Origin of the sequence: Bacteroides sp. UBA939 (genome assembly GCF_002293435.1) — a bacterium.
GTDB lineage: Bacteria > Bacteroidota > Bacteroidia > Bacteroidales > Bacteroidaceae > Bacteroides.
The window spans coordinates 1-10,652 of the sequence record NZ_DBDF01000117.1; the positions used below are offsets into that span (position 1 = coordinate 1).

The window sequence follows — 10,652 nt, forward strand, 5'->3', positions numbered from 1 at the left end:
ATACGAGCAAAAAGGTGGCAGATGGCAGATAAAATCACAAAAAAAACTCTGGGAGGTGTTGAACGGCGGAATAAGAATCCCAGTCTTATCGCAAGGCCTCCACCTCGTCCGGCGTCAGAGGAATCTTCTTACCCAAACGGCGGGCGCCGGTTTCAGTAATCAGAAAATCTTCTTCGTTGCGGATACCGCCGAAATGACGGTACTCTTCCACCTTATCATAATTGATGAAGTCGGTGAACTTCTTTTCACCTTTCCACTTATCAATCAGTTCGGGAATAAAGTAAATGCCCGGCTCAACCGTATGCACAAAGCCCGGCTCCAAAGGAATGGCGAGGCGCAGTGACTTACGCCCGAACTGCGTACTCTTGGGCTGCCCGTTGTAGCCTACCCACAATTCGCCCAGGTTTTCCATATCGTGCACATCCAGTCCCATCATGTGCCCCAGGCCGTGAGGGTAAAACAGCGCATGTGCTCCTTCGCGCACGGCATCATCGGCGTTTCCCTTCATCAATCCCAGTTCCTTCAGACCTTCTACCATGACACGGGCGGACAAATCGTAAACATCCACATAAGGAATACCCGGGCGAAGAGCCTTAACGGACTCCAGGTGCATCACATTCTGAACTTCGTAAACGGCACGCTGACGGGCAGAGAATGTTTTATCGGCAGGCACGGTAGACGACATGTCGCCGCAATACCCCGACGGAAGTTCCGCTCCGGCATCAATCAGGAACAAGTCGCCCGGCTTTATTTTATTCCCATGATAGTGGTTATGCAGGGTCTGACCGTTTATCGTAGCTATCGTCGGGAAGGAAAGCCCGCAATTGTTCATCTCGGCTACCCGGTTCATTTCGGCAACAACTTCATATTCGAACATTCCCGGACGAATCACCTTCATTGCAGCGATGTGCATATCGGCAGTTACGTCGCACGCCTTTTCTATCTCAACGATTTCTTCGGCCGATTTATAGTTACGCTGCGCCACCACCGCACGGATAAACGGAACGGAACCTCCCTGCTGCGCAGGTGAAAGGCCCAGCCAGTCCATCAGTTTCAGTTTATGCTCGGCGCGGTAAGGCGGAAGGTAATGTACGGTCTGCCCTTTCAGTAACGCCCGATGCAGGTAGTCGATAATCCCGGCGGAAGGGCGTGTTTCTGTAATACCCACGCGCTCGCTTTTCTCTTGCAAAGTGGGCTGCGTGCCCATCCATACAATATGGTCGATAGTCAGTTCGTCGCCGAAGATGATTTCCTGGTCTTCATCCATATCAATGATAGCGGAAAGTCCGGCAAACGACAAGCCGAAATAGTAGAGGAAAGTAGAATCCTGACGATAGCGGAAAGCATTGTCTTCATAATTTAATCCCTGGTCGTCGTTTCCTACAAATAATAACACTCCGGAGCCAATATTCTTTTTCAGCAAGGCTCTGCGCTGCACATAGGTTTCTTTATCAAACATAACGTTCCATTTTTTAGTTGATTCGCACAAAGGTAAAAACAAAAATGCAACGAAAGCTCGCTTTACTGTTAAAGAAACTGTTTTGATTTTGCTTGCTATTCTTTTGAGAGTTGTTTTTGAGGATGTTTTTCTGTTTTTAAGAGGAGCATAACGGGCTATGTGACGATTAAAAACGGGAAAACAGACCGGAAACAAAATCAAAAGAAGCCGAGAAGCGTAAAAAAGGAAAATCACAACAGTTTCTAAATATAATGAGAGAACTTTTCAGGTTCCCGAACTATTCACTATTTTTGTGGCGAGCTAAGGCAAAGAATCAAGCTAAAAAATGAAGAATTAAATATGGCGCAAGGTTCCAGACAAGTACAAAGTCAGGCGCAACAGCAGGTACAAACGCTGTCGCCCCAACAAATCCTGGTAGTGAAACTACTGGAACTGCCTGCCGTGGAGTTGGAAGACCGGATACATGCGGAACTTCTTGAAAACCCCGCCCTGGAAGAAGGCAAGGAAGATGCGGCAGACGATGACTTCTCTGAAAACTCCGATGCGGAGAATTCCGCCGAGGATAATGGCTCCAACGAATATGATTCATTAGGCGACTATCTGACTGAAGACGACATTCCCGACTATAAGCTACAGGAGAAGAACCGCAGCAAAGGCGAGCAAGCCGAAGAAATTCCTTTTTCCGACGCCATCTCCTTTTATGAAACGCTGAAAGAACAATTGGGCGAACGCAACCTGACCGCCCACCAGCGCGAACTGGCGGAATACCTGATCGGTTCTTTGGACGACGACGGGTTGTTGCGTAAATCGCTGGATAGCATTTGCGATGAACTCGCCATCTACGCAGGTATCGAATGTACCGAGGAAGAACTGGAGGAAGCGCTGAAGATTATTCAGGATTTTGACCCTCCCGGACTGGGATCGCGAAGTCTGCAAGAATGCCTGCTTATTCAGATTCGCCGCAAGATAGAACAGCAGAATTTCACTCCCAACCCGTTGCTTTATATCGAGGAAGCCATTATTTCGGAGTGTTACGAGGAATTTACCCGCAAACATTGGGACAAGATACAACAGAAACTCAGTCTGGAGGAAGGCGCTTTTGAACAGGCTATCAAAGAAATATGCAAGCTCAACCCGCGCCCGGGCGCATCTTTGGGCGAAGCCATCGGACGGAACATGCAGCAAATCGTTCCCGATTTCATTGTCGATACCTACGACGACGGAACCATCAACATCATGCTCAACAACCGGAATGTACCGGAACTGCGAATGAGCCGCGACTTCACCGAAATGGTGGAAGAACACACCCGGAACAAGGCGAACCAGTCCAAAGAGTCCAAAGAAGCCATGATGTTCCTGAAACAGAAGATGGATGCCGCGCAAGGCTTTATTGATGCCGTAAAGCAACGTCAGAATACGCTGATGACTACCATGCAGGCTATCATCGACTTGCAACGCCCGTTCTTCCTCGAAGGAGACGAGTCACTGTTACGACCCATGATACTGAAAGATGTTGCCGAACATACCGGACTGGACATATCAACCATCTCGCGCGTCAGCAACAGCAAATATGTGCAGACCAACTACGGTATTTATCCGCTGAAATACTTCTTCAGCGACGGCTACGTGACCGAAGACGGTGAAGAAATGTCCGTTCGCGAAATACGCAGGATACTGAAAGAGTGTATCGACAACGAGGATAAGAAGAAGCCTTATACGGACGATGAACTGACCGAAATACTGAAAGAGAAAGGTTATCCGATAGCACGCCGCACTGTTGCCAAGTACAGGCAGCAGTTGAATATACCGGTGGCGAGGTTGAGGAGGTAGGAAGTAGTTAGTAGTAAGTAGTTAGTAGTTAGTAGTAGGTAGAGAGTAGTAGTTTGGATCGTATATTGTAAAATAGTAGATAAATAAAATGAAGGAACAACATGTTGTAGCAGACAGGACTTTGATCCGGACAGCCCAAGTGATTTCAGTCATATTCACGCCGTTTTCCATCTCTTTCCTGGCATTCCTGTTTTTATTTCTGTTCTCATATCTGCGCATTATGCCCATTCAGTATAAGCTGATTGTGCTGGGAGTGGTATATTGCTTCACGATCCTTATGCCTACTCTTACCATTTTCCTGTTCCGCAAAATCAATGGATTTACCTCAAAGGATTTAGTTGAACGTAAACGGCGTTTTATGCCATTCACACTGACCATCATTTCGTATGTATTCTGTCTGATAATGATGCACCGCCTGAATATTCCCTGGTATATGTCGGGGATTATTCTCACTGCATTAATCATGATGATAATCTGTATTATCGTCAACCTGAAATGGAAGTTAAGCGAGCACATGGCAGGCATGGGAGCTATCATCGGCGGACTGGTATCTTTCAGCGTTTTGTTCGGATATAACCCGGTATGGTGGTTGTGCCTGTTTATCCTTATTGCAGGAATATTGGGTACGTCGCGTATCGTTTTACGGCATCATACATTGGGCGAGGTGCTGGTTGGATTTACAGTAGGTTTGATTAGTTCCTTATCGGTACTTCATCCGATGGGTAATGCCCTGTTCCGCGTCTTCCTCTTTTGAAATAACAATGTAATAACATAGTATTAACCCTTAAAATAATTACAATTATGAATTTCCCCGAAAATGTAAAGTACACCAAAGAACACGAGTGGATACGCCTTGAAGGCGATGTAGCTTATGTAGGCATTACTGATTATGCTCAGGCACAATTAGGTGATATCGTATTCGTTGATATTTTGCCCGAAGGTGAAACGCTGGCAGCCGACGAGGTATTCGGTACCATCGAAGTAGTAAAAACCGTTTCAGACTTGTTCTTGCCTGTAGGCGGCGAGATTCTGGAGCAGAATGAGGCACTTGCCGACCAACCGGAACTGGTAAATAAGGATCCCTACGGTGAAGGCTGGCTTATCAAGATGAAACCGGAAGCTGATGCTGATCTCGACTCATTGTTGGATGCAGCAGCGTATAAAGCGTTGATTAACGATTAGTGATTAACGGTTAGTGATTAATGATTAATGATTAGTGGGCTGCGCAATATCAGCTTGCTAATCACTAATCACTAACCACTAACCACTAACCACTAATCACTAATCACTAACTACTTTCTACTTTCTACTTTCTACTTACTACTTACTACTTAACCATTAAAACTTATGTCCCCATTAGTAAGCATCATCATGGGCAGCACATCCGACCTTCCGGTTATGGAAAAGGCTGCTCAACTATTGAATGAATTACATGTGCCGTTTGAAATGAATGCCCTCTCTGCGCACCGTACCCCGGAAGCAGTAGAGGATTTTGCCAAGAAAGCCGGTACGCGTGGTATTAAAGTAATAATTGCAGCAGCCGGTATGGCTGCCGCTCTGCCCGGAGTAATCGCTGCCAACACGACTCTTCCTGTTATCGGTGTTCCCGTTAAAGGGGCTGTCCTGGATGGTATGGATGCACTCTATTCTATTATCCAGATGCCTCCCGGAATTCCTGTAGCCACGGTTGCGATCAACGGCGCCATGAATGCCGCCATTCTTGCCGTACAAATACTGGCTTTGAGTAATGAAGACCTCGCCGAAAGATTCGCCGCCTATAAAGAAGGCTTAAAAAAGAAAGTCGTAAAGGCTAATGAGGAACTGAAAGAGGTGAAGTATCAATTTAAAACGAACTGAGAAAAAGCGATTTTAGTGATTAATGGTTAGTGACTAAAAACCAGCCAACGTGGATCTATTCAACTACTCCCGCAGAGAAACATCAGAAGTAAATATTGGAGCCACCCCTATGGGCGGTTCCAATCCTATACGCATACAGAGTATGACAAATACCGCTACACAGGATACGGAAGCCTGCGTGGCGCAAGCCAAACGAATTGTGGATGCCGGAGGCGAATACGTACGCCTTACAGCTCAGGGAATCAAGGAAGCGGAAAACCTGATGAACATCAACATCGGTCTGCGCAGGGATAGTTACATGATTCCCTTGATTGCCGACATCCACTTCAATCCCAAGGTAGCCGACGTAGCGGCACAATACGTTGAAAAGGTACGCATCAATCCGGGTAATTATGTAGACGCAGCACGTACGTTCAAACATCTGGAATATACAGACCAGGAGTATGCACAGGAACTGCAAAAGATACACGACCGCTTTGTCCCGTTCCTGAACATCTGCAAGGAAAACCATACTGCCATCCGCATTGGCGTGAACCACGGTTCACTGTCCGACCGCATCATGTCCCGCTATGGTGATACGCCGGAAGGCATGGTAGAGTCGTGCATGGAATTCCTGCGCATCTGCGTAAAGGAGAACTTTACGGACGTGGTTATTTCCATCAAAGCATCCAATACTGTGGTGATGGTGAAAACTGTACGCCTGCTGGCAGCCGTCATGGAGAAAGAAGGAATGCAATTCCCGCTACACCTTGGCGTAACGGAAGCCGGTGACGGTGAGGACGGACGTATCAAATCAGCTTTAGGTATCGGAGCATTACTTTCCGATGGGCTGGGTGATACAATCCGCGTATCTCTGAGCGAAGCGCCCGAAGCGGAAATACCTGTTGCCCGCAAATTAGTGGATTACATTGTTCAACACGAAGAACATCCCTACATTCCCGGCGTAACTGCCGAAAGGTTCGATTATCTTTCTCCGGCACGACGCAAAACGAACGCCGTACGCAATATTGGTGGCAGCAACCTGCCTGTAGTTATTGTGGAGCGTATGGACGGAAAGTTCGATACCCATCCTCAGTTTATCCCTGATTATATCTATGCAGGTCGTGCTTTGCCCGAAGTTCGTGAAGAAGGAACAGAATATATCCTCGACACCGACGTATGGCAAGGAGAGTCCGGTACGTATCCGGCTTTCACTTACAAACAGCTCCCGTTTATGGGCAGTTACCAATCTGACCTGAAGTTTTTGTTTATGCCTTACATGGCGCAAACGGAGGAGGTCATTGCTTGCCTGAAGTATCATCCGGAAGTAGTAATGGTATCGCAAAGTAATCATCCCAACCGGCTCGGGGAACACCGCGCTTTGGTACATCAGTTGATGAAAGAAGGATTGAAGAACCCGGTTGTCTTCTTCCAGCACTATGCGGAGAATGAAGCGGAGAACTTGCAGATAAAGTCCGCTGCCGACATGGGGGCGCTTATTTTCGATGGCTTTTGTGATGGTATTTTCCTGTTTAATCAGGGCAACCTCAGTCATGCTGTAGTAGACGCCACTGCTTTCGGCATTCTGCAAGCAGGACGTGTACGCACCAGCAAGACGGAGTATATTTCCTGTCCCGGTTGCGGACGCACTTTGTTTGATTTGCAAAGTACCATAGCCCGTGTGAAAGCAGTAACTTCGCATCTGAAAGGGTTGAAAATCGGTATCATGGGATGCATAGTCAACGGTCCGGGGGAGATGGCGGATGCCGATTACGGCTATGTAGGAGCCGGACGCGGGAGAGTCAGCCTGTATAAAAAGAAAGAATGCATCGAGAAGAATATTCCCGAAGAAGAAGCCGTAGAGAAACTGATTGAGTTAATCAAGGCGAATGGGGATTATGCGGAGATTACTTCTTCTGACTGAATAGCCACTCCATAAAGCCGGGATAATTGAACGCAGGATTCCAACTGCCATGACTGCAACCGGGGAATTCAATGTATTCCACATCCGCACCGGCAGCCTTCAAGGCTCTGTATGCGGCGCGCGAACCTTCCGGAGTAACCACATTGTCGGCATCGCCATGGAAGATACGGAACTTTACCGGCTTGGCTGCTTTCAGGCGGTCAGGATTCACCGCTCCGCAGATAGGAATTGCGGCTGCAAATACTTCGGGGAAACGGATAGCCATATCAAACGTACCCATGCCACCCATAGAGAGTCCCATGATATAAACACGGTTTGCGTCTACCTGAGGCATTGCCAGATAAGTATCCAGCAAGTCTTTCACCGTTTGTGTTACGGGAGCGATGGGGGCATCCAACGGCATATCATCCGGCATGAATGAAGCAGGACGCTCCATATACGCCCAATAGCCGGTTGCAGGACATTGCGGCACAAGCACAAATGCAGGATACTTTTCCCTGTTCACCGGGTTAAGGAACATCTGTCCGCCATGGGTCAGCTGTTTTTCATTGTCGTTGCCCCGCTCTCCGGCACCGTGCAGGAAAAGTACTAAAGGATATTTCTCTCCGGCTTTTACCGTTTCGGGACGAAGCAGGCGATAGGGCAATGCGTCACCTCGAGAAGAGATAAAGGTTTCTTTCTGGTAAGTCTCTTGTGCCGAAAGAGGCAGTAAAGAGAATAGCACACAAACTACATTGATTATTCGTTTCATCAGAATCACGATTTACAAGGTTTCACTTCTGAGCGTAAAGATACACTTTTTTCATCGGAATGATTATTGGAGTGTTACTTATCATCAATTCTTTGCAACCGGAACGCTCAGCATCTCCTCGTATTTAGCAGGATCGCTCAGCACCTTTACCGCCTCATGCAAATCACTATCATCCTTCAACTGCTGGATAATACCTCCGCGCTGGAAATAATAACGCTTGATAATTTCCTGCGCAATCATATTCTTGATATCCTTTGAGAAATAGTCGAGGTCACGGTCCAAGTTATGAGTAAGTTTCTGCTCAAGAGCCTTGAATTCCTCGGAAGCGTCCGTCAGGTAACCTTCAAATTCAGCCATCTCTTTCAAGTTCTTCAATATCTTCTCACTCTGCTGGTCGTACTTGAAGTCGGCCTTCTTCACCATTTCCTTGAATTCCGCATAATCGGTATCCGCTACTGCAAACTTTTCAGGAGCGGCAACCTGAGGGTGTTTCAAACAATATTGTGTTGCATAATCAAATATCAGATTATCATTCACCAGATAGAATAGGATATTAGGCAGCTTTTCCTGCTCTACAGTAATATCCGGCGTCACTCCACCGCCATCACGAACTTCACGCCCGATAGCTGTGTGGAATACAGTGGTCAAGCTATCCGGAATACGTCCTACGCTACCATCCGGATTGCGATGCTTATAGTCTATCGCCTGTACGCAACGCCCGCTGGGTATGTAATATTTGGAGGTTGTTACTTTCATTGTACCGCCATAAGGCAAGGTACGGGGAACCTGTACCAGACCTTTCCCAAATGTGCGGTTACCGATAATCACTGCCCGGTCATAATCCTGCAATGCACCTGCCAGTATCTCCGAGGCGGAAGCAGTACCGCTGTTTACCAATACGGCAACAGGAATATCCGTATCCAGAGGCTCACGCAAAGTTTTGTATGTATTGCTCGCCTGCTTTATCTTCCCCTTGGTAGTAACAATCGTCTTGCCGCGAGGCAAGAAGAAATTCGCAATTTCCACAGCTTCTTCCAGCAGACCGCCGCCATTGTTACGCAGGTCAATCACCAGCGAAGTAATGCCTTGCTTCTTCAAATCGAGGAAAGCATTTTTGAAGTCTTTGGAAGGATCACCGGAGAAGGTGCTCAGGTTTATATAGCCTACATTATTTTCCTGCTTCCCATAATAAGGGATAAACGGTAACTGGATATTCTTACGCACAATCGTAAAATCCAAGGGCTTCTGTTCGCCTGGACGTTCAACCTTTAACTTAAAACTTGTACCTACCTGACCGCGAAGCATCGTACTTACATTCATATTTCCGGTCAGGTCTTCCCCGTCTATTTCAAGCAGGATATCACCAACTTTCAGACCAACCTCTGCGGCAGGCATATTCTCGTAAGGCTCTACAATCACCGTACGTTTCAGTTTCGGCTCATACCGGATAACGGAACCGATACCTCCGTAAGAACCTTTAAGCATCTGCTCCAACTCACTGCGGTCTTCTTCGGGATAATACTCCGTATAAGGGTCAAGCGAATAAAGCATGGCGTCAATCCCTCCACGTATAGTCTTGTCCGGATTTAGCGTATCCACGTAGAACATATCCAACTCCTTGACAATGGAATTGAATATATCCAGATTCTTTGCAATCTGGAAATTGCGGTCATCACCACTCTTGAAACTAAAAAAGACGATAGCACCCACTACCGGTAACAGGATAGCTACATAGCGCATTCTCAGAAACTTTTTCATATTCTTATTCTATTATAATTCACTGATTTTCGTTTTTATATCTTCCCACCACGCGGCAGGCATTTCGGCGCCAATCACCCGGATAATGTTCCCGGACAGGACAGAGCCTATCTTACCGCATTTCTCAAAAGAATACCCACAGGTTAATCCGTATAGAAAACCGGCTGCAAAATAATCTCCCGCTCCGGTAGTATCTATCACTTTATCTACAGGAATGGCACTTACATGCACTTCTTCCGTTCCTTTACGGATAAGAGAACCTTTTGATCCTATCTTCACGATAGCGATGCTGCACATCCCGGCTATAACCTCCAACGCTTCTTCCGGCTCTTTACCGGTAAACGCTTTCGCTTCTTCCTCATTAGCAAACACAATATCTACGTACTTGTTTATTAGTAAGGAGAAAAAATCATGATCTTGCTCCACAATATTATAGCTCGCCAAATCCAGGCAGACCTGTAATCCGGCTTCCTTAGCCAGTTCAATGGCGCGAAGTATCATATCGTGATCCTGTACCAAGTAACCTTCAACGAATAGATAGGTGTAGCCTTTGAATATATCAAGTGAAAAATCTTCTGCTTTCAGCGTAGCGGCAGCGCCCAGATAGGTGCCGAATGTACGTTCTCCGTCAGGGGATATAAAAGTAGAGGCGACTCCTGAGGACAAATCTGCGGATATTAACAAATTCGCTTCAGTTCCCCGCTCCAACAAGCTTTGCCGGTAGAATTCCCCGTAAGCGTCATTACCGATTTTACCAATAAAGCCTGTCTTTGCCCCAAGACATGCCATACCACGGATGGTATTACCTACAGAACCTCCGGCTGCCTGATGGGTTAGCATTCTGCTAAAATAATTATTGATAATTTGCAATTTGTTTTCATCAATCAAAATCATGCTCCCCTTTGGCAGTTCCATTTCTCTTAGAACGTGGTCATCGTTGAGAGTAGCCAAAACATCAACAAGAGCGTTACCTATTCCTATTATTTTGTCCATTCCGGTATTTTTTTTGCAAAGATATTGCATATTTCAAAATATCCTATTACTTTTGCACCGCATTTGAGAAAAAACAACATTCTTCCTTAGCTCAGTCGGTT

The 10,652-nt window shown here is 46.6% G+C and carries 9 protein-coding genes; 5 read left to right on the forward strand and 4 right to left on the reverse strand.

Annotation, left to right across the window (positions count from 1 at the left end; translation table 11 throughout):
• Positions 1-85: 85 nt before the first annotated feature.
• The gene (locus B2Z67_RS07780) at positions 86-1,459 is read right to left on the reverse strand and encodes an aminopeptidase P family protein (RefSeq protein WP_291529254.1); all 1,374 of its coding nucleotides are present in this window, start codon (positions 1,457-1,459) and stop codon (positions 86-88) included.
• Between the two features lie 339 nt (positions 1,460-1,798).
• Between B2Z67_RS07780 and rpoN the strand changes: the two genes are divergently transcribed.
• The 5 genes from rpoN (at position 1,799) to B2Z67_RS07805 (ending at position 7,049) form a co-directional block, all read left to right on the forward strand.
• Positions 1,799-3,289 (forward strand): RNA polymerase factor sigma-54, encoded by a 1,491-nt coding sequence (gene rpoN / locus B2Z67_RS07785; RefSeq protein WP_291529255.1) that lies wholly within the window; start codon positions 1,799-1,801, stop codon positions 3,287-3,289.
• An 88-nt stretch (positions 3,290-3,377) separates the two neighbouring features.
• Positions 3,378-4,043: a hypothetical protein gene (locus tag B2Z67_RS07790; protein ID WP_291529256.1), complete on the forward strand. Its 666-nt coding sequence runs from the start codon at positions 3,378-3,380 to the stop codon at positions 4,041-4,043.
• Positions 4,044-4,090: 47 nt separating this feature from the next.
• Positions 4,091-4,471, forward strand: coding sequence for a glycine cleavage system protein GcvH (gene gcvH, locus B2Z67_RS07795; RefSeq protein WP_291529257.1), 381 nt, complete (start codon positions 4,091-4,093; stop codon positions 4,469-4,471).
• Between the two features lie 165 nt (positions 4,472-4,636).
• Positions 4,637-5,146, forward strand: coding sequence for a 5-(carboxyamino)imidazole ribonucleotide mutase (gene purE, locus B2Z67_RS07800; protein WP_291529258.1), 510 nt, complete (start codon positions 4,637-4,639; stop codon positions 5,144-5,146).
• Between the two features lie 49 nt (positions 5,147-5,195).
• Entirely contained in the window at positions 5,196-7,049 is a 1,854-nt protein-coding gene (locus B2Z67_RS07805; protein ID WP_291529259.1) for a 4-hydroxy-3-methylbut-2-en-1-yl diphosphate synthase, read from the forward strand.
• Here the strand turns inward: B2Z67_RS07805 and B2Z67_RS07810 are convergent.
• The 3 genes from B2Z67_RS07810 to B2Z67_RS07820 form a co-directional block, all read right to left on the reverse strand.
• Positions 7,033-7,800, reverse strand: coding sequence for a prolyl oligopeptidase family serine peptidase (locus tag B2Z67_RS07810; RefSeq protein WP_291529260.1), 768 nt, complete (start codon positions 7,798-7,800; stop codon positions 7,033-7,035). The genes B2Z67_RS07805 and B2Z67_RS07810 overlap by 17 nt on opposite strands.
• A gap of 84 nt (positions 7,801-7,884) precedes the next feature.
• Entirely contained in the window at positions 7,885-9,558 is a 1,674-nt protein-coding gene (locus B2Z67_RS07815) for a S41 family peptidase (RefSeq protein WP_291529261.1), read from the reverse strand.
• Positions 9,559-9,570: 12 nt separating this feature from the next.
• Entirely contained in the window at positions 9,571-10,551 is a 981-nt protein-coding gene (locus B2Z67_RS07820; protein ID WP_291529262.1) for an adenosine kinase, read from the reverse strand.
• Positions 10,552-10,652 lie beyond the last annotated feature (101 nt).